At 37.3% G+C, this 24,959-nt stretch carries 23 protein-coding genes; 19 read left to right on the top strand and 4 right to left on the bottom strand.

Annotated features, from left to right (window positions below; translation table 11 throughout):
* Nucleotides 1-333: 333 nt before the first annotated feature.
* Nucleotides 334-1,908, top strand: coding sequence for a flagellar assembly protein A (locus BK137_RS18365; protein WP_038184906.1), 1,575 nt, complete (start codon nt 334-336; stop codon nt 1,906-1,908).
* Complete coding sequence (locus BK137_RS18360; RefSeq protein WP_038184904.1) at nt 1,901-2,632, top strand: glycerophosphodiester phosphodiesterase; 732 nt, start codon at nt 1,901-1,903, stop codon at nt 2,630-2,632. Before BK137_RS18365 ends, BK137_RS18360 begins: the two co-directional genes overlap by 8 nt.
* On the opposite strand, the gene BK137_RS18355 is transcribed toward BK137_RS18360, so the two are convergent.
* Entirely contained in the window at nt 2,629-2,880 is a 252-nt protein-coding gene (locus tag BK137_RS18355) for a DUF2627 domain-containing protein (RefSeq protein WP_038184901.1), read from the bottom strand. The genes BK137_RS18360 and BK137_RS18355 overlap by 4 nt on opposite strands.
* 136 nt (nt 2,881-3,016) lie before the next feature.
* Here BK137_RS18355 and BK137_RS18350 point away from each other — a divergent pair, with 136 nt between their 5' ends.
* The 12 genes from BK137_RS18350 to BK137_RS18295 all read left to right on the top strand — a co-directional run bounded on the left by BK137_RS18350 (nt 3,017) and on the right by BK137_RS18295 (nt 18,543).
* Nucleotides 3,017-5,065 carry a sigma-54 interaction domain-containing protein gene (locus BK137_RS18350; protein WP_038184898.1) on the top strand — a complete coding sequence of 683 codons (2,049 nt, stop codon included), beginning with the start codon at nt 3,017-3,019 and terminating at the stop codon, nt 5,063-5,065.
* 196 nt (nt 5,066-5,261) lie between these two features.
* Entirely contained in the window at nt 5,262-6,356 is a 1,095-nt protein-coding gene (bcd, locus tag BK137_RS18345; protein ID WP_038184894.1) for a branched-chain amino acid dehydrogenase, read from the top strand.
* Between the two features lie 184 nt (nt 6,357-6,540).
* Nucleotides 6,541-7,968: a dihydrolipoyl dehydrogenase gene (gene lpdA, locus BK137_RS18340; RefSeq protein ID WP_038184889.1), complete on the top strand. Its 1,428-nt coding sequence runs from the start codon at nt 6,541-6,543 to the stop codon at nt 7,966-7,968.
* Between the two features lie 16 nt (nt 7,969-7,984).
* The gene (locus BK137_RS18335) at nt 7,985-9,001 is read left to right on the top strand and encodes a thiamine pyrophosphate-dependent dehydrogenase E1 component subunit alpha (protein ID WP_038184878.1); all 1,017 of its coding nucleotides are present in this window, start codon (nt 7,985-7,987) and stop codon (nt 8,999-9,001) included.
* The gene (locus tag BK137_RS18330; protein WP_038184875.1) at nt 9,001-9,984 is read left to right on the top strand and encodes an alpha-ketoacid dehydrogenase subunit beta; all 984 of its coding nucleotides are present in this window, start codon (nt 9,001-9,003) and stop codon (nt 9,982-9,984) included. The genes BK137_RS18335 and BK137_RS18330 overlap by 1 nt, the downstream gene beginning before the upstream one ends.
* Before the next feature lie 19 nt (nt 9,985-10,003).
* Complete coding sequence (locus BK137_RS18325; protein WP_038184872.1) at nt 10,004-11,317, top strand: dihydrolipoamide acetyltransferase family protein; 1,314 nt, start codon at nt 10,004-10,006, stop codon at nt 11,315-11,317.
* Nucleotides 11,318-11,447: 130 nt separating this feature from the next.
* The gene (locus tag BK137_RS18320; protein WP_235175730.1) at nt 11,448-13,139 is read left to right on the top strand and encodes a methylmalonyl-CoA mutase family protein; all 1,692 of its coding nucleotides are present in this window, start codon (nt 11,448-11,450) and stop codon (nt 13,137-13,139) included.
* Complete coding sequence (scpA, locus tag BK137_RS18315) at nt 13,136-15,289, top strand: methylmalonyl-CoA mutase (protein ID WP_038184866.1); 2,154 nt, start codon at nt 13,136-13,138, stop codon at nt 15,287-15,289. The genes BK137_RS18320 and scpA overlap by 4 nt, the downstream gene beginning before the upstream one ends.
* Nucleotides 15,289-16,374 carry a methylmalonyl Co-A mutase-associated GTPase MeaB gene (meaB, locus tag BK137_RS18310; RefSeq protein WP_038184863.1) on the top strand — a complete coding sequence of 362 codons (1,086 nt, stop codon included), beginning with the start codon at nt 15,289-15,291 and terminating at the stop codon, nt 16,372-16,374. Before scpA ends, meaB begins: the two co-directional genes overlap by 1 nt.
* 149 nt (nt 16,375-16,523) lie before the next feature.
* Nucleotides 16,524-16,931 carry a hypothetical protein gene (locus BK137_RS18305; RefSeq protein ID WP_038184861.1) on the top strand — a complete coding sequence of 136 codons (408 nt, stop codon included), beginning with the start codon at nt 16,524-16,526 and terminating at the stop codon, nt 16,929-16,931.
* Nucleotides 16,932-17,025: 94 nt separating this feature from the next.
* Complete coding sequence (locus BK137_RS18300) at nt 17,026-17,466, top strand: BrxA/BrxB family bacilliredoxin (RefSeq protein WP_038184858.1); 441 nt, start codon at nt 17,026-17,028, stop codon at nt 17,464-17,466.
* A 78-nt stretch (nt 17,467-17,544) separates the two neighbouring features.
* On the top strand, nt 17,545-18,543 hold the full coding sequence (locus BK137_RS18295) for an aromatic acid exporter family protein (RefSeq protein WP_038184856.1): 999 nt from the start codon (nt 17,545-17,547) through the stop codon (nt 18,541-18,543).
* Between the two features lie 47 nt (nt 18,544-18,590).
* Here BK137_RS18295 and BK137_RS18290 read toward each other — a convergent pair whose 3' ends face one another.
* Nucleotides 18,591-18,827: a hypothetical protein gene (locus BK137_RS18290; protein ID WP_038184853.1), complete on the bottom strand. Its 237-nt coding sequence runs from the start codon at nt 18,825-18,827 to the stop codon at nt 18,591-18,593.
* Between the two features lie 394 nt (nt 18,828-19,221).
* On the opposite strand from BK137_RS18290, the gene BK137_RS18285 reads away from it, so the two are divergent.
* Nucleotides 19,222-19,461 (top strand): hypothetical protein, encoded by a 240-nt coding sequence (locus BK137_RS18285; RefSeq protein ID WP_038184843.1) that lies wholly within the window; start codon nt 19,222-19,224, stop codon nt 19,459-19,461.
* A 239-nt stretch (nt 19,462-19,700) separates the two neighbouring features.
* Nucleotides 19,701-20,240, top strand: coding sequence for a GNAT family N-acetyltransferase (locus tag BK137_RS18280; RefSeq protein ID WP_038184841.1), 540 nt, complete (start codon nt 19,701-19,703; stop codon nt 20,238-20,240).
* 363 nt (nt 20,241-20,603) lie between these two features.
* On the opposite strand, the gene prli42 is transcribed toward BK137_RS18280, so the two are convergent.
* Nucleotides 20,604-20,696, bottom strand: a complete 93-nt coding sequence (prli42, locus tag BK137_RS22430) for a stressosome-associated protein Prli42 (protein ID WP_155981185.1) — start codon at nt 20,694-20,696, stop codon at nt 20,604-20,606.
* 124 nt (nt 20,697-20,820) lie between these two features.
* Here prli42 and mce point away from each other — a divergent pair, with 124 nt between their 5' ends.
* Both mce and BK137_RS18270 read left to right on the top strand, forming a co-directional pair.
* Nucleotides 20,821-21,231: a methylmalonyl-CoA epimerase gene (gene mce / locus BK137_RS18275; RefSeq protein ID WP_038184839.1), complete on the top strand. Its 411-nt coding sequence runs from the start codon at nt 20,821-20,823 to the stop codon at nt 21,229-21,231.
* A 6-nt stretch (nt 21,232-21,237) separates the two neighbouring features.
* Complete coding sequence (locus tag BK137_RS18270; protein WP_038184838.1) at nt 21,238-22,785, top strand: acyl-CoA carboxylase subunit beta; 1,548 nt, start codon at nt 21,238-21,240, stop codon at nt 22,783-22,785.
* Nucleotides 22,786-22,990: 205 nt separating this feature from the next.
* Here BK137_RS18270 and BK137_RS18265 read toward each other — a convergent pair whose 3' ends face one another.
* Nucleotides 22,991-23,500: a GNAT family N-acetyltransferase gene (locus tag BK137_RS18265; protein ID WP_038184837.1), complete on the bottom strand. Its 510-nt coding sequence runs from the start codon at nt 23,498-23,500 to the stop codon at nt 22,991-22,993.
* A gap of 320 nt (nt 23,501-23,820) precedes the next feature.
* Between BK137_RS18265 and BK137_RS18260 the strand changes: the two genes are divergently transcribed.
* Entirely contained in the window at nt 23,821-24,939 is a 1,119-nt protein-coding gene (locus tag BK137_RS18260) for a M20/M25/M40 family metallo-hydrolase (RefSeq protein ID WP_038184836.1), read from the top strand.
* Nucleotides 24,940-24,959: the final 20 nt, after the last annotated feature.

Raw genomic sequence — 24,959 nt, 5'->3', positions numbered from 1 at the left:
AATGATAAGCGAATATTCTAAAAACATGGTACTATTACACTATGTATATCTATTTCCCTAATTATCTACTGGTCTACCTTCGCAACTTTCTTTTGGATATATTATAAATGTATAGAGAGTCTATTTATTTTCCTGATATAATAAAAACCAGGATAGGGTCTATTTATCTAGTATATTAAAACGATTCTAACGAACGTATACCTATAAAATGATTATTATGCTATCAAGCTTAGTTTTGAAAGCGGTTTTTTTTGCTTTATTCTGTAAAAAAACAATTTGAAATCGATAATAAGTATAGACATTTATTATCGATTTGAAGGATGGGGAGAAAATGTGCTGATTTTTGAAAATGATTATATTGTTTTAAAAGAAGAAAATGAAAAAGTATATTTAAAGACCATAGGGGAAGGATTCCCGCTAAAGGAATTCGACAGTATTTTGAAAAAATATCCACGTATTAAACTGTCGAGCTTTGCTATTTTAAGAAAAGTGACTGCCACAGTGACAGAGCAATTTGAGGAAATTGGTATTTGGCTACCACCTATAGAAATTGTGACTTCTCGTGATCGCATGACAGCAACCATGTATGTCCACGAAGATCCGAAAACTGTGTTTACAGATGGTACTAAAATGCAGGAACAAATCAAAGAATTTGCTAATAATATAGGAATAGTGCATGGTTTTGTAGATTTGACTCTAGATACTGTATTAACAGGAAAACCGACTGTAGTTGCAATAGGAACGCCAGCTAAACCAGGGAAAAACGCAAAAATTACATATATAGAACAGGCAGAGAGAAAACCATTAATTCGTGATGATGGTAAAGCGGATTATTTTGATATGAATTTTATCACTGAAATAGAAGCCCATGAATGGTTGGGAGAGAAAATACCAGCAGATTCAGGCGAGCCAGGGAAAAATGTATTTGGTGAAAGTATTCCTGCTTTACCTGGTAAAGACTCGCCAATAAAATATGATCAGAAAACTGTGTATGAAAAAGTTGATGAAGACGGAAAAGTAACCATCTATGCAACTGAGGGTGGAGTTTTGGATGATTCAGATGGATTCTTGTCAGTTCAAAAACATCTACCTGTTCCAAATGATGTTGGAGTCGGAACAGGAAATCTAAATTTCGATGGATCCATTAGTATTAGAGGTACGGTACTTGCGGGCTATTCAGTAGTAGCAACAGGTGATATTTCGATTGATGGTCCCGAAGGAGTTACGAGTCCGAAATTAATCGAATCTCTAAATGGTGATGTTTACATTCGTGGGGGTATCTTTGGTAACGGTGAGTCGGTCGTACGCGCAGGTGGGAATATCTTTGTTAAACATACAAATGAAAGTACGTTGACTGCAAAAGGCGACATTCAAATTGGGTCATACGCACTTGGATCCAATTTAAAAGCGAGTAGTATACTAGTTAATGAGTACAAGGGGAAAATTATTGGTGGACGTGCAGAAGCAACAAGTACTATTACTACTGCGATTTCTGGAAATCGCTTAGAGCGCAAAACGGAATTAGTTATTACAATGCCTGATCGAAAAGAGAGCATGCAAATAGTGAAAGAAAAAGCCGAAGAGATGAAATCTTTAGAAGCTGATATTGTAAATATTAAAGCTCGCATTACGCCATTATTAGATTTCGTCGATAAGATGAATGGTGCTCAGCGAAAGGCATTTGAGGATTCAAAAGTATCGTTACTAGAAAAAGAAAATGAATTAACTAAGATTGATAAAGAGGTGCAAACAATTTTGCAATCATTAAAAAGTATGGGAACGGAAAAGATTCAAATTACGAAGGAAGCTTATCCAGGAACATATATTCAACTTGGTAAAAAATCCACGACATTAAATACGCAGACTTGTGGTAATTTTAAATTGGAGCAAGGCGAAATCAATGCCTAGACCCTTAGTTTTTGCACATCGAGGCGCCTCTGCTTGTGAGATGGAAAATACACTCAATGCATTCAAAAAGGCCGTTGAACTAAATGCAGATGGTATTGAGTTAGATTTGCAAATTACTAGGGATGATGTTCCTGTTGTGACACACGATTTAGATTTACGTCGCGTTACAGGAAGACGCAGGTTAGTAACAAATGTTTCATTAGCAGAAATAAAAAGATTACGCGTAGGTAGACCATTTACTCGTAGATACTCGGGTCAAGAAATGCTGACACTGGATGAGCTAATAGCTTGGGTAGAGAAAAATCCTATCGCATTGAATATCGAATTGAAGGAATCCTTTATTGACAATCCTTTTGTATTAGAAATTGTTATAAATAAATGCGCCCACTTACCAAATGTACATTATTCATCTTTTTTCTTGGAAGTGTTGGAACAAGCTAAGAAAATAAACAAACATATTGAAACTGCACTTATTGCCACGAGAAAGCTCAATTGGCATCAGTTAAAAAACCTTCCATATATCGATGCTATTCATGCTAACAAAACATGGTATTATAAATCTGAATATTTGGATGCATGTGTAATAGCTAAAAAGAAGTGTCGGTTCTATAACATTACTGGTGATGAAGAGTATCTCAAAAATCCACATAAAGCCGTAGTTGGCTGGATTACAGATTTTCCTGGAAGAGTTAGACGTATACAAAAAAAGGACGCTGACCATTAACGGTCAGCGTTCTTTTGATTTGCAAATTTAGCTGAAACTTTCCCTTTTTTGCGATCTCGATGCAATAGAAAACCTGCAAAAAAACCAAATCCAATGACGAAAAGGGCAATACCAATAATGAATTGTAACCAAAGAAATGGTATTGGATCCACAAGCTTAGCAAATAATGTGTCGCGCATTAATTTTATTCCACCTGCAGCCATTAAACCAGGTATAAGTAATACGATAAACGCTGCAAAACGTGCCATATACTTTCACTCCTCTAATCTATACTCATTTTTACCTGTTGGGGAAGCGTTGTCAAGGAAAGAAAGTTCAGATATGATGAACCTACATTGAAATATGCAATAAATTGCACAATATTGTGAAGGGAAGTGAAGTTCCTTGCAAAGAATTCTAATTATAGGTGCAGGTGCTGGAGGTACAGCTATATTGCAACTATTAACCAAGTCTGAGCAACTGAGTACAGTAGCAATTGTAGATATACGTAAAGATGCACCTGGGCTTGAATTAGCTAAGGCAGCTGGCATTGCTACGGGACAGGATTGGCGAGCTGTTTTAACTGATGAAATTGATATGGTGGTGGATGTCACAGGAGAGTCTTCTGTATTTGAAGAATTACTATTGGCATTGCCGAAACGTACAGTACTTATCCCAGGGGCAATTGCTTACTTAATTGTTCAATTGTTGAATGAAAAAGATTTTTACATAAATAAAACACAACATGCAGCATATAAACAGCAAATCATCTTCAATTCAATAGAAGAAGGCATGATTGGCATCGACCCTCAAGGTCAGGTTATCTTCTTTAATAGAAGTGCTGCGCGAATGACAGAGGTTACTGTCAAAGAAGCGGTTGGTAAACACATTAACGATATAATAATAAATAGTGCTTTGCCACGTGTGTTTGAATCAGGTGTAGCAGAAATCAATCAAGAGCTAAAGTTGTCTAATGAGAAGAAAATTGTCACGTCTCGTTTTCCTATGATTGATGGTAGTGGGAATCGAATTGGTGCATTTGCTGTATTCAAAGATATATCAGAGGTCGTCAATTTAGCGGAAGAAATAACAAATTTAAAAGAAATTCAAATGATGTTAGAAGCGATTATTCAATCAAGTGATGATGCCATTTCTGTAGTTGATGAGGAAGGTAGAGGGATACTCGTTAACCCTGCGTATACTAGAATTACAGGATTAAAACCGGAAGAAATTTTAGGGAAACCTGCTACGATAGATATTTCTGAAGGTGAAAGTATGCATTTAAAAGTTTTACAAACAAAAAAGCCTATTCGTGGTGTGAATATGCGACTCGGTCCTAATAAACGCGAAGTTATTGTGAATGTTGCACCTGTTGTCGTAAATGATAGCTTAAAAGGTAGCGTAGGAGTTATACATGATATGACAGAAATGCGGTCCTTAACAAAAGAATTAGATCAAGCGCGCACGATTATACGAAAGCTGGAATCTAAATATACATTTGAAGATATTATTGGCGATTCAGAGGAAATGCGCATTTCACTAGAACAAGCGAAATTAGCTGCAAAAACACCAGTCACGGTATTTTTGCGCGGAGAGTCAGGGACTGGTAAAGAATTGTTTGCTCATGCTATACATTCTGCAAGTGATCGTATATACAATAAGTTCATTAGGGTAAACTGTGCGGCGATTGCTGAGCACTTACTGGAAAGTGAATTATTTGGTTATGAAGAAGGAGCTTTTACTGGAGCGAAACGTGGTGGAAAGCGCGGGTTATTTGAAGAAGCTGATAAAGGAAGTATTTTTCTTGATGAAATTGGAGAAATGTCTTTAAATACTCAGGCAAAACTATTGCGTATTTTTCAAGAAGGTGAAATTGTCAGAGTTGGTGGAACAAAGCCGATTTCGATAAATGTTCGTATTATCGCAGCTACGAATGTGAATATGGAAAAAGCATTGTCAGAAGGTACATTCCGAGAGGATTTATATTATCGATTAAATCGGATGCCTATTCATATCCCGCCATTGCGTCAAAGGAGAGAAGACATCCCTCCTTTAGTAGATCGCCTTCTTGTTAAATTGAATCAAGAATATGGACGTAATATTCATAAAGTGACCTCAAACGCATTAATGCTATTAATAGGACATGATTGGCCAGGAAATGTGAGAGAGCTTGAAAACGTCTTAAGCCGAGCAATGATTTTCATGCAATCAAACGAAACTATTTTAGATGAGAGACATTTACCCAAAACGCTTTTCCATTCCTTACATCAGGAGGTTAACGTTGAAAGGCATTCTTTTGATGGATCACTCGCCGAGCAGTTAGAACAAACAGAGAAACAAATTCTGCAACAAGTATTAACAGATAGCCAAAATAACAAAATGCAAGCTGCAAAAATATTGGGAATATCAATCCGGAGTTTGTATTATAAATTAGAAAAATACAATCTTGCATAAATTTGCGTGCAAAAAACTGCACGGTGTGCAAAATCTTGCATGAATGAAAAAGACAAAATGTTGTCAAATACAGCATTTTGTCTTTTTATATGTTGGCACGCTTTTTGCTAATAATATAGTGACCTAGAAAACTAGGGTAAAAGATGACTAAGTTCTTTTTTAAAAGATTGGTCAACATATCAAAGGGGGCACCACAATGGAAATTTTCAAATACATGGAGAAATATGATTACGAACAATTAGTGTTTTGTCAGGATAAAACTTCAGGACTAAAAGCTATAGTAGCTATACACGACACAACTTTAGGACCAGCACTTGGTGGTACTCGTATGTGGACATATGCTTCAGAGGAAGAAGCGATTGAAGATGCTTTGCGCCTAGCACGTGGCATGACTTATAAAAATGCAGCTGCGGGGTTAAATCTCGGTGGGGGAAAAACAGTAATCATCGGAGATCCTTTAAAAGATAAAAATGAAGAAATGTTCCGTGCGCTAGGAAGATTCGTCCAAGGTTTGAATGGTAGATATATTACAGCAGAAGATGTTGGTACAACTGTAGCAGATATGGATTTAATTCATGAAGAAACAAATTATGTAACAGGTATTTCTCCTGCATTTGGTTCATCGGGGAACCCATCGCCAGTAACTGCATATGGTGTATTTGTGGGTATGAAGGCAGCTGCTAAAGAGGCATTTGGTAGCGAGCACTTAGAAGGTAAGAAAATTGCTGTACAGGGCTTAGGAAACGTAGCATACACACTGTGCAAATATTTACACGAAGAAGGCGCGCAATTAATCGTCACAGATATAAATGAAAGCGCTGTAAAGAGAGTGGTAGAAGACTTTGGTGCAACTGCTGTTGACCCAACAGATATCTATGCTCAAGATGTAGACATTTTTGCACCATGTGCACTTGGTGCTATTATTAATGATGAAACTATTCCGCAACTAAGAGCAAAAGTCATTGCTGGATCAGCTAACAACCAGTTGAAAGACTCAATTCACGGAGATATTATTCATAATGAGGGAATCATTTATGCTCCGGATTATGTTATTAATGCAGGTGGAGTAATCAATGTTGCAGATGAATTGTATGGCTACAACCGTGACCGTGCGATGAAGCGTGTAGAAGGAATTTACGATAATATAGAGAAAGTAATAGATATAGCAAAACGTGATGGAATTCCAACGTATTTAGCTGCTAATCGTTTAGCAGAAGAACGTATTGAGAGAATGGCAAAATCACGTAGCACATTTTTGCAAAATGGAAAGCACATTTTAACTAATCGTTAATAAAAGGGCCGTTCAGAAATAAGGTAGGGGTACTTCATTTCTGAACGGATTTATAATGGGAGAAGAGTTTACGAACTGCAAATAAGTTTGTGAGTTTAATAGGCTGGCATTGGGGAATGTCAACTACGAAATGTTATATTATAATAGAGCTAGTTTTACATGGTGGATGAAAGGAAGTGTTCAAATGGCTAAGGACTATGATGTGGTTATTTTAGGTGGCGGTACAGGTGGCTACGTAGCAGCAATTCGAGCAGCAAAACTTGGATTAAAAACAGCCGTTGTTGAAAAAGGGAAGCTAGGGGGTACATGTTTACATAAAGGTTGTATTCCAAGTAAAGCATTACTTAGAAGTGCGGAAGTCTTTGCGACAACCAAGAATCATGCTTCTTCATTTGGAGTGAATACAGGAGAAGTAACGCTTGATTTTAGTAGAGTGCAGGAAAGAAAAGATTCCATAGTGGCACAATTACATCAAGGTGTGCAAGCATTGATGAAGAAAGGCAAGATCGACGTTTATGAAGGAACTGGTCGAATTCTTGGACCTTCTATCTTCTCGCCCATGCCAGGAACAATTTCGGTTGAACTGGTAAGCGGTGAGGAAAATGAAATGCTTATTCCTCAAAATGTTATTGTGGCTACAGGTTCTAGACCACGTACGTTACCAGGGTTAACAATTGACGGTGAATTCGTCATTACTTCTGATGAAGCGCTTGCGTTAAAAGAGCTTCCAGCATCCATTATAATTGTTGGTGGTGGTGTCATCGGGATTGAATGGGCATCAATGTTAAACGATTTTGGTGTTAAAGTAACTGTTATTGAATATGCAGATCGTATACTACCAACTGAAGATCAAGATATTTCAAAAGAAATGAAAAAGTTATTAGAGAATAAAGGGATTAAATTTGTAACTTCTGCAAAAGTATTAGCAGATACGCTGTCAATTGCAAATAATAAAGTATCAATAGAAGCAGAAGTATTGGGCGAAAATCAAAATTATAATGCAGACAAAATACTTGTTTCGGTTGGCAGACAGGCAAATGTAGAAGGTATAGGACTAGAGAACACAGAGATTGTTGTAGAAAATGGCTTTATCCAAACAAATAATCACTTTCAAACAAAGGAATCACATATATATGCCATTGGGGATGTCATTGGTGGTTTGCAGCTTGCTCATGTTGCTTCCCATGAAGGTATGCATGCTATAGAGCATATTGCAGGAATCACAACTGAAAAAGTAGATGACAAATGGATTTCTCGTTGTATTTACTCAAGTCCTGAGGCAGCAAGTGTTGGTTTAACTGAAGAACAGGCGAAGAAAGAGGGAATTCCTATTAAAGTTGGTAAGTTTCCTTTTAAAGCAATTGGCAAAGCGCTTGTTTACGGTGAATCAGAAGGCTTTGTGAAGATGATAGCGAATAGTGAGACTAACGATCTTGTGGGAGTGCACATGATTGGGCCACATGTAACAGATATGATTGCTGAAGCGGGCCTTGCAATGGTGTTAGATGCAACTCCTTGGGAAATTGCGCATAGTGTACATCCACATCCGACCTTAAGTGAGGTACTTGGAGAAGCAGCATTAGCAGTTGATGGTAATGCAATTCATATGTAAGAAGGAGCTGGGATAAATGGTTAAAAAGGTTGAAAATCGTCATGAAGCAATCGGTTTAACAAACGAAGATGTACTGAAAATGTACGAAACAATGTTACTTGCACGTAGAATCGATGAACGTATGTGGCTATTAAACCGTGCTGGAAAAATTCCGTTTGTGATTTCTTGTCAAGGGCAAGAAGCAGCGCAAGTAGGTGCGGCCTATGCACTTGATAACAAAAAAGATTATATTGCTCCATATTATCGTGATATGGGAGTTGTTCTTCACTTTGGTATGACAACAAAAGAGTTAATGCTATCTGCCTTTGCTAAGGCGGAAGATCCAAACTCAGGTGGACGTCAAATGCCGGGGCACTTCGGTCAAAAGAAAAATCGCATTTTAACAGGATCATCACCTGTTACGACACAAGTCCCTCATGCTGTTGGGGTTGCACTTGCGGGTAAAATGCAAAAGAAAGATTTCATCACATTTGTTACTCTCGGAGAAGGTTCTTCTAACCAAGGAGATTTTCATGAAGGAGCAAACTTTGCAGGAGTACACAAATTACCAGTAATTATTATGGTTGAAAACAATAAATATGCGATTTCAGTACCCGTTGAAAAACAATTAGCGTGTAAAAATGTTTCAGATCGTGCAGTTGGATACGGGATGCCAGGTGTTACTGTAGATGGTAAAGATCCAATTGAAGTATATAAGGTGGTTAAAGAAGCAGCTGACCGTGCTCGTAATGGGGAAGGACCTAGCTTAATTGAAACGGTAACTTATCGCTTAACTGCTCACTCTTCTGATGATGATGATCGTCAATATCGTACGGCAGAAGACTTAGCAGAAGGCCGTGCTACAGATCCAATCATTACATTTGCAAAATACTTGCATGAGCAAGGGATTTTAACAGATGCTCTCGAAATAGAGATCAATGAACGCATTATGACAGAAGTAAACGAAGCGACGGATTATGCAGAGCAAGCTCCATATGCTGCTCCAGAAGATGCGCTAAAATTCGTCTATGCTGAAGATGGAGGGAGTATCTAATGGCAGTTTTATCCTATATTGATGCAATTACTCTTGCGATGAAAGAAGAAATGGAACGCGATGAGCGTGTTTTTATATTAGGTGAAGACGTTGGCCGAAAAGGTGGCGTTTTTAAAGCAACTCAAGGATTATACGATCAGTTTGGCGAAGACCGAGTGTTAGATACACCGCTTGCAGAATCTGCGATTGCGGGTGTCGGAATCGGTGCTGCAATGTACGGTTTAAGACCTATTGCTGAAATGCAATTTGCGGATTTTATTATGCCAGCAGTCAATCAAATTATTTCAGAAGCATCACGTATTCGTTACCGTTCAAACAATGATTGGACTTGTCCGATAGTAATTCGCGCACCATTCGGAGGCGGAATTCACGGTGCTCTTTATCATTCACAATCAGTAGAGGCTGTATTTGCGAATCAGCCTGGTTTGAAAATTGTTATTCCATCTACTCCCTACGATGCGAAAGGTTTGTTAAAAGCAGCTATTCGTGATGAGGATCCTGTGTTATTTTTTGAACATAAACGAGCGTATCGCCTTATTAAAGGTATGGTTCCTGAAGAGGATTATACGATCGAAATAGGTAAGGCGGATGTAAAACGTGAAGGGGAAGATATTACTGTAATTACTTACGGTCTTGCAGTACACTTCGCATTACAAGCAGCTGAACGTTTGGCGCAAGACGGTATTTCTGCTCACATTCTAGATTTGCGCACGATCTATCCATTAGATAAAGAGGCAATTATTGAAGCGGCATCTAAAACAGGAAAAGTGCTACTTGTTACCGAAGACAACAAAGAAGGTAGTATTATTGGCGAAGTGGCAGCAATCATTGCAGAAAACTGCTTATTCGATTTAGATGCACCAATAAAAAGACTTGCTGGACCAGACATACCGGCAATGCCATATGCACCGACGATGGAAAAATATTTCATGATTAATCCAGAAAAAGTTGAAAAGGCAATGCGCGAATTAGCGGCGTTCTGATGTAAAGGGGGAGATATTCATGGCAATTCAAACAATTAAGATGCCTCAACTTGGGGAAAGTGTTACGGAAGGTACAATTGAGAAGTGGTTAGTAAAACCTGGTGATACAGTGCAGAAATACGATTCTTTGGCGGAAGTGAATACGGATAAAGTCACAGCAGATTTGCCGTCATCTTTCTCAGGTGTCATTAAGGAATTAATCGTTGGCGAAGGCAATACACTAGCTGTTGGTGAAAGCGTCTGCACAATTGAAACAGAAGAGGTAATAGAGCAACAACCTACTTCACAACGGGCAGAGCAAATCTCACAGCCAGCATCAGTACCAGCTCCAGCTCCAGCTCCTCAACAAACTATAAATGTGCCAGTAGTGAATCGTGGTGCGGGTAAGGCTCGCTATTCACCAGCTGTATTAAAGCTTGCGCAAGAACATAATATAGATCTTCAATTAGTAGAAGGTACAGGTGCTGAAGGGCGAATAACACGAAAAGACATTCAAAAACTTGTGGATAGTGGAAACATTCCTACAAGTAGTCCAGCAGTGCAACAACCACAGGAGGCAATTGTTGAACAAGTAACGCAGGCTCCTGAACCACAAAAGTCACAACCTGTTCCAGCAGTACAAACAGCTCCAGGTGATATTGAAATCCCTGTAACTAATATTCGAAAAGCAATCGCAAATAATATGTTACGTAGTAAACATGAAGCACCACATGCTTGGATGATGGTTGAAGCAGACGTTACGAACTTGGTTAATTACCGTGACTCCATTAAAACTGAATTCAAACAATCTGAAGGTTACAACATTACGTACTTTGCCTTTTTCGTGAAAGCTATTGCGCAAGCTCTAAAGGAATTCCCGATGATGAATTCAATGTGGGCAGGCGATAAAATTATTCAGAAAAAAGATATTCATATCTCTATTGCAGTCGCAACTGAAGATGCACTTTTTGTTCCGGTGATCAAACACGCCGATGAAAAGTCAATAAAAGGCATTGCTAGAGAGATTAATGATCTTGCAGGAAAAGTTCGTGCTGGTAAATTGAAATCTGAAGATATGCAAGGTGGAACATTTACTGTAAATAATACGGGATCATTTGGCTCGGTGCAGTCTATGGGAATTATTAATTACCCACAAGCAGCGATTATTCAAGTCGAGTCAATTGTTAAACGTCCAGTAATTATGAATGGTGGAATGTTTGCTGCAAGAGATATAGTAAATTTATGTTTATCTTTAGATCATAGAGTTTTAGACGGATTGATTTGCGGGAAATTTCTTGCTAGAGTTAAAGAAATTCTCGAAAATACATCGAAAGACAACACTTCTATTTATTGACAGTAATCTGAAAATCGCAATATTGCGATTTTCAGATTTTTTTATACTTTTGCGATTCGATATACTTGTGTAAAATAGGAATAGAATTACCGAAGGGGGGAAGCTAGTTAGCGTCCACATGAAGAACAATATGAAAGAAATTGAATTCTCACAAGCTAATTACGATCAATGGCAAGAATCTGCTGTTAAGGCTTTAAAAGGTAAACCGTTCGAATCTTTAATTACAAAAACAATCGAGGGTATTTCATTTGAGCCAATTTATACACAAGACCAACTAGTTGAGAAATTAGATGGAAAATTAGCAGAACAAGTTTCGACTATTCGTTCACTAAAAACAGGGGAAGAATGCTTAGCAGCACAACAAACATTTGCAGATTCACCTGAAGCTTTACTTCAAGGGGTTAAAGAATCCTTGGCAAAAGGAAACGATATTATTAATATTGATAGTCGTGTGAATTTTGCATGGGATGAACAAACTTTGAAAGAATTGTCAGTACTTATTACTGAAAATTCATTCAAACTGAATATACAAAACAATCAAGATGCTTTATTACAAGTATTTAACTATATCAACGAAGACCAAAAAGAAGCTGTTAAAGGATTCATATCTAGTACAGATACTATCAATTTAGACGGGTTCCATAACGTACGTACACGCAACGCTAATGTACTAGAAGCTCACTATGATGGTGCGCATGCAGTACAAGAATTGGCTATCGCATTACTACAAGCTGCCGGGTACATGGAAACAGAAGAAGATATCGAATCATTTGCTGAGAAATTCTTTGTTACCTTTGCAGTAGATACTCAGTTCTTCGTTGAAATTGCTAAACTCCGTGCTTTCAGAGTACTTTGGAAAGCGTTTACATCAGCTTATGGTACTAATAAAGACGTACCAGTAGCAATTGTTACTGAAACATCTTTACGTAGCTTCTCTAAATTAGATGTGTACGTGAACCTTTTACGTGCAGGTAATGAAGCGTTTTCAGCCATTCTTGGTGGCGCTGACGTTTGTACAGTACATCCACATGATGTTTTATCTGCTCCAGATGACAAATCTATCCGTATTGCACGAAACGTACAATTAGTTGTTAAAGAAGAAACACATGTAGAACATATCATTGATCCATCTGGTGGTTCATATTTCATCGAGACTTTAACTGCCGAATTAGTTAAAGAAGCATGGGCATTATTTAATGAATTACAAGAAGCAGGCGGATACAATGCTGTAAAATCAAATGGACAATTAGATGCTTTATTAAAAGAAACAATGGATCAGCGTATGAAAGAAGTAGAAACACGTAAAAAATCGCTAATCGGTACGAATATATACGCAAACCCAGCAGATGAAATTGATGAGCGCAATAATCCGTTATTCGCAGATTACAATCGCCTAGCAAAACCATTTGAAGAGCTTTGCTTAAACTATGCTAAAAACCAACCTAAAGTTGCACTACTAACAATAGGTCAATTAAAACAATTCAAACCACGTGCAGATTTCGTCTCTGGCTTCTTTGCAACAGCTGGTATTGTCCCAGAGAAAAGCCCTGAAATTCAATCGGTGGATGGAGCGAAGGATTGGTTATCTACAACAGATGCGAAATTTGTCGTAGTTTGTGGGCAAGATGAAGCGATGAAAGAATATATTCCAGCACTATTAGAAGTTAAGCCAGCACATATCTCACTAGATGTAGCAGGTAAGTTCAAAGAAGAGCAAAATGAGTGGATTGAAGCAGGCTTAAATGGTTTCATCTTCGCAGGTCAAAATATCATCGAAAAATTGACGAGCTTAACAGCAGATGTGAAGGGGGTCCAACTATGAGTAAGCCAAATTTCAAAGAGATAGATATCGATGCCATATTAACAGCTAATCAAGCAGTAAAAGAAGACAAAAATTTCATGACTAATGAAGGCATAGAGATCAAATCTACTTATACTGAGCAAGATTTAGATAACTTAAAACACTTAAAAGACTGGCCAGGTATTGCACCAAATACACGCGGACCATATCCAACGATGTATGTAGGTCGTCCATGGACAGTTCGCCAATATGCAGGTTTTTCTACTGCTGAAGAAAGTAATGCTTTTTACCGCCGTAACTTAGCGATGGGACAAAAAGGTCTGTCAGTAGCATTTGACTTAGCCACTCACCGTGGTTATGACTCAGATCACCCTCGTGTAACAGGGGATGTAGGTAAAGCAGGTGTTGCCATTGACTCTATTGAAGATATGAAAATCTTATTTGATGGTATTCCACTAGATCAAATGTCAGTATCAATGACAATGAATGGTGCAGTATTACCAATTTTAGCTTTTTATATTGTAGCGGCCGAAGAACAAGGTGTAACACCTGAAAAACTTGCTGGGACAATACAAAATGATATTTTAAAAGAGTACATGGTGCGTAATACATATATTTACCCACCAGCTGTTTCTATGAAAATTATTGCCGATATTTTCGAATATACTTCAAACTTCATGCCTAAATTTAATTCAATTTCTATTTCTGGTTACCACTTACAAGAAGCAGGTGCAACAGCAGATATTGAGCTTGGCTACACTTTAGTAGATGGTCTTGAATATGTACGTACTGGTTTAAAAGCAGGAATCGATATCGATTCATTTGCACCGCGCCTGTCGTTCTTTTGGGCAATCGGTATGAATTACTATATGGAAGTGGCTAAAATGCGTGCTGGACGTCGTATTTGGGCTCAAATGATGAGCACATTCAATCCCAAGAACCCAAAAACATTAGCATTACGTACACACTCACAAACTTCTGGATGGTCTTTAACAGAGCAGGATCCTTTTAATAACGTAACTCGAACTTTGATCGAGGCAAATGCATCTTCAATGGGGCATACACAATCATTGCACACAAATGCGCTAGATGAAGCTATCGCACTACCAACGGATTTCTCAGCTCGTATTGCACGTAATACGCAACTATTCTTACAAGAAGAAACGTTAATGACGAAAGTAATCGATCCATGGGGCGGTTCATTCTACGTTGAAAAATTAACAGATGAACTGATGAAAAAAGCATGGGAACATATCGAAGAAATCGAAGAACTAGGTGGCATGGCGAAAGCGATTGAAACAGGCCTTCCGAAAATGAAAATTGAAGAAGCGGCTGCAAAACGACAAGCGAAAATTGACTCTAAAGCTGAAACAATTGTCGGTGTTAACAAATTCCGTCTAACAGAGGAAGAACCAATCGACATTTTGAATATTGATAACACAATCGTGCGTCAAAAACAAATTGACCGTATTAAGGCGATGCGTGACAAACGTGATGATAAAGAAGTACAACGCTTACTTGCACGTATTACAAATGCAACTGAAACAGGCGGTGAAAATTTATTAGCTTGTGCAGTAGATGCAGCACGTGCTCGCGCAACGCTAGGTGAAATTTCGGATGCGATTGAGGTTGTTTCGGGTCGTCATAAGGCAATTATTCGCTCAATTAGTGGCGTTTATAGTGCAAACTTCTCAAATGAAGAAGAGATTCGAGAAGTACAAGATATGGCTGAAGGCTTCTTAGAAAACGAAGGCCGTCGTCCACGTATCCTAATTGCGAAAATGGGACAAGATGGTCATGACCGTGGAGCAAAAGTAATTGCAACAGCATTTGCAGACCTTGGTTTTGATGTTGATATCAGTCCATTATTCCAAACACCAGCTGAAACTGCAGCAATGGCTGTAGAAAATGATGTTCATGTTGTTGGTGTAAGTTCACTTGCAGCTGGTCATAGAACTCTAGTGCCTGAACTGCGAGAAGAGTTAAAGAAAATTGGGCGCGAAGACATTTTAATTGTTGTTGGCGGGGTCATCCCAGCACAAGACTATCAATTCTTATACGATAATGGCGCTTGTGCTATTTTCGGACCAGGTACAGTAATCCCTGTTAGTGCACAAAAAGTAATTGAAGAAATCTATAGAAAATTAGGTTACGAGGAAGTGGTAGAGTAATGGACCACAACAAAGGGATGGACGATGGTGCATTATTTGTAATGGATGGTATCGCCGCATCTCATGATGGAATGGCGCCCTCAGGTCGAAAAAAATTCCGTAAAAAGAATAATGACGATATTAATATCTCAGAGCTCGCGAAGCAAGTTCTGGCTGGTTCTAGACTCCATTTATCAAAAGCCATTACTCTTTTAGAAAGTACGAATAAGTACCATAAAGAGAAGGGCCAAGAATTATTACAAGAACTATTGCCTCATACTGGGAATAGTATTCGTGTTGGTATTACAGGTGTCCCTGGTGCTGGTAAAAGTACATTTATCGAAGCATTTGGTGGCAAATTATGTGATATGGGACATCGAGTGGCTGTACTTGCCATCGATCCGAGTTCTAGCCTGACTGGTGGGAGCATTCTCGGAGATAAAACAAGAATGGAAGAGCTAACGCGAAATCCACGTGCTTTTATCAGGCCTTCTCCATCTGCAGGAACTCTCGGTGGAGTGCATAAAAAATCACGAGAAACAATGCTGTTATGTGAGGCAGCAGGTTATGATATTATTTTGATTGAAACAGTTGGTGTTGGACAAAGTGAAACGATCGTCCGTGGCATGGTAGACTTCTTCCTTTTACTCGTTTTAACAGGGGCTGGAGATGAACTACAAGGCATGAAGAAAGGCATTATGGAACTTGCTGACACAATTGTTGTTCATAAAGCTGATGGTGACAATGTCCGTTCTGCTAAAAAAACAGTTGCTGAATATAAACAATTTATACACTTCCTACAACAAGCGACACCAGGCTGGACGACACAATCTATGGCTGTTTCATCGTATGAAAATAAAGGCTTAGATAAAGTTTGGGATACGATTTTACAGTTTAAAGAGATTGGTGAGGAATCGAATTATTGGTACAATAGGCGAAATGAACAAACAACTGAATGGTTCCGCTCAATGATTACGGATCATTTAATCGATTCTTTTTACGGAGTGCCAGAACGCAAGCAACAAGTAAAAAGCTTAGAAGAGCAGATTCTACTAGGCCGATTAACTGTCACTCAAGGCGTCGATCAATTATTTAATAAAGAATAAATATTAACATTTGTATAAAAAGGAAAGGGCCATCTTTGTTAATCGATGGTCCTTTTTGATTTCTAACTGGTGGAACATTTCAATACTGTACTTATGACTTAAATTGATTTATCATAAAAATATCATTTTTTTAGAAAGTAGGTACATTCATGAAAAGAAAATTGATGTGGGGTGCCTTAGTAGCATTTAGTGTTTGTTTTGTAGGATGTTATTTAGCATTACAAACAAAACCATTATCTGCATCTGCTATTGAAATTCATCAGGCAAGTATTTTTCGTTCAATTGATGATTCACAGTTGAATATTGATGGGTCTGTAAAGAATTCTTTTTATACATACGAAGGTAAGCATATGACAATTATTGATAATAAATTGTATATACAAGTTGAAGGCAAAATTGGTATGAATAACAATCCTAGATTTGAAATTGTTGAAGATAAAGGGGATTGGGCAAGTATTAGCGAAATATATATCTATAAAGAAGATATGAAGGAAGGCACTCTTATTTGGCCAACGAATAATTTGTGCGGAGACCCGGAATACTATCAAAACTTGTGATAGTATCGGAAATCGCTTTGTTTTTGAACAAGTGCTTTGTAATGCATGTATTCACCTGTTATAGTTAAAGAGAATTTGAAAGGAGCGTTACAACATGAATATGGATTATGATTTGTTTATGACAGATATGCTACGCCAAGCGCGTGGAGAAATGGTCTCTAGTGGCTATGAAGAATTAACTACACCTGAGGCAGTAGATGAGGCAATTAAACGCCCTGGTACAACTCTAGTAATGGTAAACTCTGTGTGCGGTTGTGCAGGTGGTATCGCACGCCCAGCAGCAGCGCATGCTGTACATTATGATAAACGACCTACACATTTGGTAACCGTTTTCGCTGGACAAGATAAAGAAGCAACTGCTCAAGCACGTATGCACTTCGGAGAAGATCATTTACCATCATCTCCATCATTTGTTTTACTAAAAGATGGCCAAGCTGTAGCTGAAATTGGACGTCACGAAATTGAAGGACATGATCCAATGTCAGTTATTACTAGTATTCAAGCACTATTTGAAGAATACTGCGAAGAAGTATAATAGAAATAGGCTGTCTCTAATGTCATATTTGACTAGAGATGGCCTTTTTATCGCTTAAAATGACAAGGAGGTTATTCAGTGAAGGGATTTTCAATAGGCTATCGTACGCTGAAAACGGCAATAGGTGCAGCGATTTCAATTGGATTAGCAGAATACTTCGGCTTAGATTTTTTTACCTCTGCAGGCATTTTAACGATTTTAAGTATTCAAACTACGAAAAGAAAGTCACTCCATGAAGTTTATACACGTGTTTTAGCGAGCATTATTGGCATGATGATGGCATTTCTATTTTTTGAAGGTGTCGCATATCATCCGATTGTACTAGGCTGTATGATACTGGTATTCTTGCCGGTTTTAGTAATGTTGAAGATAACCCCCGCTTTTGTCTCCAGTGTCGTTATAATTTTACACATTTTTCATACAGGGAATTTTACAACTGGACTTTTAATGAATGAATTATCATTAATGTTAATTGGATTCGGAACAGGTTTAGCATTGAATATTTATATGCCAGATATAAAACACAGACTAGAGAAATATCGCATACGAATTGAAGAGCTTTATACTGCAATATTTGTTGAGATAGAGAAGTATTTACGCAATGGTGACACCAGTTGGGATGGTAAAGAACTAGTAGAAGCTGTTGAAGTGTTAAACCGAGCAAAATCTTTAGCCTTTCAGGATGTTGAAAATCACTTAACTAGACGAGAAAATTTATACTATATGTATTTTGATATCCGTGAACAACAATTAGAAATAATTGAACGTGTGTTACCTAAAATCACAGATCTTCCGGTCATTGTAGATCAAGCTGAACTTGTAGCGGATTTTCTAGCGGATATGTCACAAAATATTAATTCAGGAAATACAGCTAATAAATATAGGGAAAAGTTGGGGGTAGTGAAAGCAGAGTTTGCAAAATTACCATTACCAACAACTCATGAAGCTTTCGTTGCGATGGCGTCCTTATATCAATTCATCGAGGAAATGGATCTCTACCTTGCTAAAAAGCGAGATTTTAAAGGACTAAGCCCGTCACGTAAGCATTTTAAAAAGAAATCAAATGCTGAAAACTGACTAGTCCCTCAAAAAGTACCCCATTTTTAACGAAAAATGAAAATGTATCAAATTTGAAGTGCATCTTTGAATACTTCAAGTGATACATTTTTGTTTTCATCAGAAGCATGAGTATATACTTTTAAGACCATTTCGGATGATTCACCTAGTTGATTTGCAACAGTCACTACATCAGTTCCACACCAATTCCATCTAAGCGTTGCGATGAATCCAAAAACAATGAAATTTAAGTGTGTTAAAATAAATATAAATGAGTAACCTCTTACGAGAACAACTCGGAGCACTGAATTTACGCATTAACTGCGTATAATTGGTGCTCCTTTTTATTTATATAAAGATGAGATATACATGAAGAGAGCAAGAGGTGCATCTTTAAACCACGCCTACCATTCTTCCTCTCATTTAACCTTTAACATATAAGAATGAAAAAACAGACCGACCGTAGAAGATAAATCCCTAGACTTTTACTTCGGAAATTAGGAATATATCACAGGTTAGAAAATTCACTATGGACTCTATATATTTTTAAATTACGTTGAGGCAAGCGAATGATTCGGACCAAATACGATTGTTTAGGGTTATCGATATAGTTCGTTTGAATGAGTGGAAGTTGATAGATTAGTAATACTGCTAATCAGATTACTATTAATAAACCAGTCTAAAAATAAGCTATATGTAATGACTATAGATATTCCCATTCGTGCTATAATAATCGAAAAAAGTTGGGTGCTTATGGGGAAAAATATAAACAAAGAATTATTAGATGAGCATACTAAGAAGTCTCGCGAATTAATAGACCTAGCTAAGGCAGAATTAGAGTTAATCGATAATAAACAATTAATTGAATTAGAAAAGGTAAGAGAAGTAAAGATTAAACTACAACAAGAAATTACAGAGATTGAAAAAGAGATATTTTAATTAACAAAGTCACATCTAACCGGTGTGGCTTTTTTTCTCTAACACAAACGAATGCCTAGGCGACCAAAACCCCTTAAAGGATGACGTTCGTTTGTCAGTGAGTAAAATAAAAAAGTTGTTTAAAAAATGGTTTGAATATAACTTAATACCATCTTTTTCTATTATTAAGTATAATATACAAAATGATATATGAATATTTGTATAGTTAAGAAAAGGGCAGTTATTAGGAGGAAGGTAAGATGTATTTAGAAAATGAAAGAATTTATTTAAGAAATCTTCAGGTATCAGACGCACCAATAATGCTAGAAAATACAACAGATGAAGAAATACGTTATATGACAGGTACAAAACTTAACTTTACGTTAAATCAGATTAAAGCTCATATAAATAATGTAAATAATGATTCATCACGTTATGATTTTGCCATCTGTTTAAAAAATAATGACCAAATGATCGGCGAATTATCTATCTTTGAAATTGATGAAGAAAATAATAAAGCAGGTTTTAGAATATCAATGAGTTCTATTGAATTAACTGGAAAAGGATATGGGACTGAAGCTATAATAATTGTATTGCGCTTTGTTTTTGAAGAATTGAAATTGAATCGTTTGCAACTAGAGGTATTCAGTCATAATCTGCGAGGAATAAGAGTATATGAAAAAGTTGGATTTGTAAAAGAGGGTGTTTTACGTGAATCTTTATATTATAACGGGACTTACTCGGATGAAGTTATCATGGCTATACTCAGAAAAGATTATGAAAATTTGCCATTAAAATAATCTTTTTTTTAGAAGTTGTGTGTCTTTGTGAAAGTGATCTTAATTTTAAAATATTCTTTCTTTGAAATTTAAACAACTTTATTTTTGGGCCGAAGTGCGTATGGCTAGGTACGGCATGGGCATGCGATTACTAAAATTATAATAGAGATAAGTCTCTGTATATTTAGTAGTCCCCTATAAAAGTGATGAGTGCCCCACATCTCTCGAATGTTATATTGATATAATAGTAAAGATATGAAAGTTAGATTTTTTAAGGTTCGTATATAAAAAAACAGCGTACACCGGTTTAACCTGGTATAACGCTGTTTTTTTAGTTTGTATGGTTGTAGATTACAATAGTAAATTTCAGACGCGCAAAGTAGATTATAACATTGCTAAGCCGAAAGCTAATGTAGAAATAACCATAATAGCAATCATTGCATATACAACAATTTTTTGAAATTTCTTATTACTCATTTCTCGTTCGCTCCTTCTTTTCCTACAAATATTCTATCAAATTTGAAAAATTACACAAGTGCTAGAGTTTTTATTATAAATTATGTACAATTGTGTTATACAACAAAGAAGGAGTTGGGGAGAAGTGGAGAACGTTGACCACATCGGTATTGCAGTACGTAATCTTGATGAACAAATTACATATTACACAGATGTGTTGGGCTTACCTTTGTTAAAAATAGAAGAAGTAGTGACTGAGCAAGTTCGTGTAGCATTTATAGATGCGGGGAATACACATATTGAATTGCTTGAACCGATGAGTGAAGAAAGCGCTATCTTTAAGTTTATTGAAAAAAGAGGAGAAGGTATTCATCACGTTGCTCTAGGGGTAAAGGGTATTGAAGGGAAGATGGCAGATCTTCGCGAACAAGGTGTTCGCCTACTATCAGATGAACCACGTCCAGGCGCTGGTGGCTCAAAAATGGCCTTTATTCATCCAAAGTCATCTAATGGAGTGCTTTACGAGTTATACGATAAAAGTGAGTCGGGGGAGTAATCATCTATGGATATGTTCGATAAAATCAATGAGTTATATGATAGAAAACGTGAAATTGAATTAGGTGGCGGTGATGACCGCATCGTAAAACAACATGAAAAAGGTAAATTAACTGCACGTGAACGTATTAACTTACTAGTAGACGAAGGTACTTTCGTTGAGATTAATCCTTTCGTAAAACATCGAACTACAGACTTTGGTATGGATACAAAAGAAGGACCTGGAGACGGCGTTGTTACAGGTTACGGTAAAGTAAACGGTCGTCCAATCTACCTGTTCTCACAAGACTTTACAGTTTTCGGCGGTGCACTTGGGGAAATGCATGCAATGAAAATTGCGAATGTTATGGATTTAGCGGCTAAAAACGGTACGCCTTTCGTTGGCTTAAACGATTCTGGTGGTGCTCGTATCCAAGAGGGTGTTGTATCTCTTGATGGATATGGTCATATATTCTACCGAAACTCAATCTATTCTGGTGTGATTCCACAAATCTCAGTTATTATGGGACCTTGTGCAGGAGGAGCAGTATATTCACCAGCAATTACTGACTTCGTATTCATGGTAGATAAGACAAGCCAAATGTTCATCACAGGACCAAAAGTAATCGAAACAGTAACAGGGGAGAAAATTTCTTCTGAAGATTTAGGTGGCTCAAAAGTTCATAACTCAATCAGTGGAGCTGCACACTTCCGCGGGCCATCTGAAGAAGAGGTATTACAACAAGTACGTGATTTACTTGCTTACCTACCTCAAAATAATGAACAAAAACCACCAAGTATTGAACCACAAGATAATGACGATTATTTAGAAAATATTATTGAATTAGTTCCAGTAGAAGCAACGCGTCCATACGATATTCGCAAAGTTATTGAAGAAATCGTTGATCCAAGTTCTTTTATGGAAGTACATAAAGAATTTGCGAAAAATGTCGTAGTGGGGCTTGCGCGTATTAAAGGGGACGTAGTAGGTCTAGTATGTAACCAACCAAAAGTAATGGCTGGTGGACTGGATATTGACTCATCAGATAAAGCATCTCGCTTCATCCGTTTCTGTGACTCATTCAATATTCCAATCATCACATTTGAAGACGTTACTGGCTTCTTCCCAGGCATTAAACAAGAGCATGGTGGGATTATCCGTCACGGCGCGAAAATCTTATATGCATACTCAGAAGCAACTGTACCGAAAATTACAGTAATCCTTCGTAAAGCATACGGTGGTGCATACGTAGCACTTAATTCTAAAGCAATTGGTGCTGATATGGTATACGCTTGGCCAAACGCTGAAATTGCCGTTATGGGACCAAATGGAGCAGCGAACATTATCTTCGCTCGCGAAATTGATAACAGCGATGATCCAGAGGCAACACGTGCAGCGAAAATTGAAGAATACCGCGAAAAATTCGCAAATCCATATGTAGCAGCATCTCATGGCTTAGTAGACGATGTAATCGACCCACGTGAAACACGTATCAAACTTATCCAAGCTCTTGATATGATGAAAACGAAAAAAGAAACAAGACCAGCTAAGAAACATGGGAATATTCCACTTTAATGTTGAGGATGTCCGACGTCCTGTCGCAACGGTTGCATGACTAACATCCTGTTAGCCCAAAGCGCTTATTAATACAAGACAAGCAAGAAAAACAGTCAAGACCAACATTTATGAAAAGCACCTCCCATCGTTAGTTAAAACTAACAATAGGAGGTGCTTTTATGACCAGACATAAATTTGGTAATTAATCAGTTGTAGTTAAACATTATTTTTTAAGGAACAGCACCATATACTCTGAATCATAATAATCATTATTGATTTTAAGTGCGCGTTCTTCGAGTCCATATGTTATGAAACCCATTTTAATATAGAGATTTTTCGCTCTATCATTAGTTGTTATCACTTCTAGATTAATTTTTTCTATTGCTTCAATTGACTTTGCATGATTGATTGCCGTTAATAGGAGTGCTTTACCAACGCTTAATCTACGAAATTTAGGACTTACATACATGGCAAAAATATTAGCTCTATGATGAAGTTTTGAAGTGAATTCTTGAACCAAAGTTACAACACCTATTAGTTCTTGATCATTGAAAGCCCCAAATGTGAAAGTTCCTTCGGTCGATAAATTTTTCAACACAGTTTCAACAGGGAATTCTCTTTTAATAGCTTCTTCATAGCTTGAAGAAAATGCTTCTGGGTTATTTTTTAATGCTTCTAATCTCAAAACCCAATAACTTTTTGCATCTGATGATTCTAACAATCTAATATCCATGAGTGCTCCTTTCAAATAGTGAAAATGACAATTAAAGGAAATTGAAAATTTAAATTATCCATTTTTACTTTAAGTAAATTCTCCTCACATCAATAAAAATCCTTCATATTAATAGTTTGAATATACAATTAATATCGCTGCGCATGAAGAAAAATATGTGTAGAGGCCAATATTAATACAAAGTCGCTACATTTAATCTATCAAACTAAATTAGAAATTAGAGAATGCCTAAGTAAATTACAGGAGTTCACTTAAATTCTATGCTAAAATAAGGGAATAAGAAGATAGTAAAATCTAGTTAATAAAGGGGTTCTTTCATAATGACAAGTCGTATCGTAGAAGAATTTTTGGAACTCGTACAAATTGATTCTGAAACATTCCATGAAGAGAAAATTTCACCTGTATTAAAAACTAAATTAGAAGCATTAGGCTTTGAAGTTGAAGAAGATGATGCGGCAAGCCGTAATGGCCATGCTTCAGGTAACTTAATCTGTACCCTACGCGGGACTGTAGATGCACAACCAATTTACTTTACATCACATATGGACACTGTAGTACCTGGTAAAGGAATTAAACCAATCCTCAAAGAAGATGGCTATATCCATTCTGATGGTACTACGATTTTAGGAGCGGATGATAAAGCTGGAATAGCAGCTCTTCTTGAGTTACCAAAACGCTTAAAAGAACAAAATATTACTCATGGTGATATTCAGTACATTATTACTGCTGGCGAAGAGAGTGGTTTAGCAGGAGCGAAAGAGCTAGACCCATCTAAAATCTTTGCTAAATATGGCTTCGCCGTTGATAGTGACTGTAAAGTAGGTGGCATCGTAACTGCAGCACCTTTCCAAGCGAAAGTAGAAGCTGTTATCTATGGTAAAACAGCTCACGCTGGTGTTGCACCTGAGAAAGGAATTTCAGCTATTACAGTTGCAGCAAAATCAATTGCAGCGATGAAATTAGGTCGTTTAGATGCTGAAACAACAGCAAACATTGGTCGCTTTGAAGGTGGACAAGCAACGAATATCGTTTGTGATGAAGTGCATATTTTAGCTGAAGCCCGTTCAATTAATGAAGCGAAATTAGAGGCACAAACTGTCCATATGAAAGAAGTTTTCGAACAAACTGCTGAAAAAATGGGTGGTAAAGCCGAAGTAACTATTAAGCGCATGTACCCAGGTTTTCGTTTCACTGAGGAAGATTTAGTTGTGAAAGTGGCTCAAGAAGCAGTTCGTAAAATTGGTCGTACACCAGAAATTTTGACAAGTGGTGGGGGTAGTGATGCAAATGTGATCGCTGGATTTGGCATTCCTACAGTCAATCTTGCTGTCGGTTATGAAGACATCCACACGACAAAAGAACGTATCCCAGTTGAAGAATTAGAAAAACTTGCGGACTTATTAGTGGAAATTGTAAAATGCGCAGCTGAAGTTAAATAACACATATTACAAGAAGAGGT

This window comes from Viridibacillus arenosi (genome assembly GCF_001955655.1).
GTDB classification, from domain to species: domain Bacteria; phylum Bacillota; class Bacilli; order Bacillales_A; family Planococcaceae; genus Viridibacillus; species Viridibacillus arenosi.
The sequence above is the reverse complement of the archived record's forward strand: the minus strand, read 5'-3'. Positions and strand labels throughout refer to the sequence as shown.

Coding starts and splice junctions, on each gene's coding strand:
- BK137_RS18280 (WP_038184841.1), top strand. CDS start 19,701: ATGTATTTAGAAAATGAAAGAATTTATTTAAGAAATCTTCAGGTATCA.
- BK137_RS18265 (WP_038184837.1), bottom strand. CDS start 23,500: ATGGATATTAGATTGTTAGAATCATCAGATGCAAAAAGTTATTGGGTT.
- BK137_RS18325 (WP_038184872.1), top strand. CDS start 10,004: ATGGCAATTCAAACAATTAAGATGCCTCAACTTGGGGAAAGTGTTACG.
- BK137_RS18330 (WP_038184875.1), top strand. CDS start 9,001: ATGGCAGTTTTATCCTATATTGATGCAATTACTCTTGCGATGAAAGAA.
- lpdA (WP_038184889.1), top strand. CDS start 6,541: ATGGCTAAGGACTATGATGTGGTTATTTTAGGTGGCGGTACAGGTGGC.
- BK137_RS18355 (WP_038184901.1), bottom strand. CDS start 2,880: ATGGCACGTTTTGCAGCGTTTATCGTATTACTTATACCTGGTTTAATG.
- prli42 (WP_155981185.1), bottom strand. CDS start 20,696: ATGAGTAATAAGAAATTTCAAAAAATTGTTGTATATGCAATGATTGCT.
- BK137_RS18300 (WP_038184858.1), top strand. CDS start 17,026: ATGAATATGGATTATGATTTGTTTATGACAGATATGCTACGCCAAGCG.
- scpA (WP_038184866.1), top strand. CDS start 13,136: ATGAGTAAGCCAAATTTCAAAGAGATAGATATCGATGCCATATTAACA.
- meaB (WP_038184863.1), top strand. CDS start 15,289: ATGGACCACAACAAAGGGATGGACGATGGTGCATTATTTGTAATGGAT.
- BK137_RS18285 (WP_038184843.1), top strand. CDS start 19,222: ATGACTATAGATATTCCCATTCGTGCTATAATAATCGAAAAAAGTTGG.
- BK137_RS18360 (WP_038184904.1), top strand. CDS start 1,901: ATGCCTAGACCCTTAGTTTTTGCACATCGAGGCGCCTCTGCTTGTGAG.
- bcd (WP_038184894.1), top strand. CDS start 5,262: ATGGAAATTTTCAAATACATGGAGAAATATGATTACGAACAATTAGTG.
- BK137_RS18260 (WP_038184836.1), top strand. CDS start 23,821: ATGACAAGTCGTATCGTAGAAGAATTTTTGGAACTCGTACAAATTGAT.
- BK137_RS18335 (WP_038184878.1), top strand. CDS start 7,985: ATGGTTAAAAAGGTTGAAAATCGTCATGAAGCAATCGGTTTAACAAAC.
- BK137_RS18320 (WP_235175730.1), top strand. CDS start 11,448: ATGAAAGAAATTGAATTCTCACAAGCTAATTACGATCAATGGCAAGAA.
- BK137_RS18305 (WP_038184861.1), top strand. CDS start 16,524: ATGAAAAGAAAATTGATGTGGGGTGCCTTAGTAGCATTTAGTGTTTGT.
- BK137_RS18270 (WP_038184838.1), top strand. CDS start 21,238: ATGGATATGTTCGATAAAATCAATGAGTTATATGATAGAAAACGTGAA.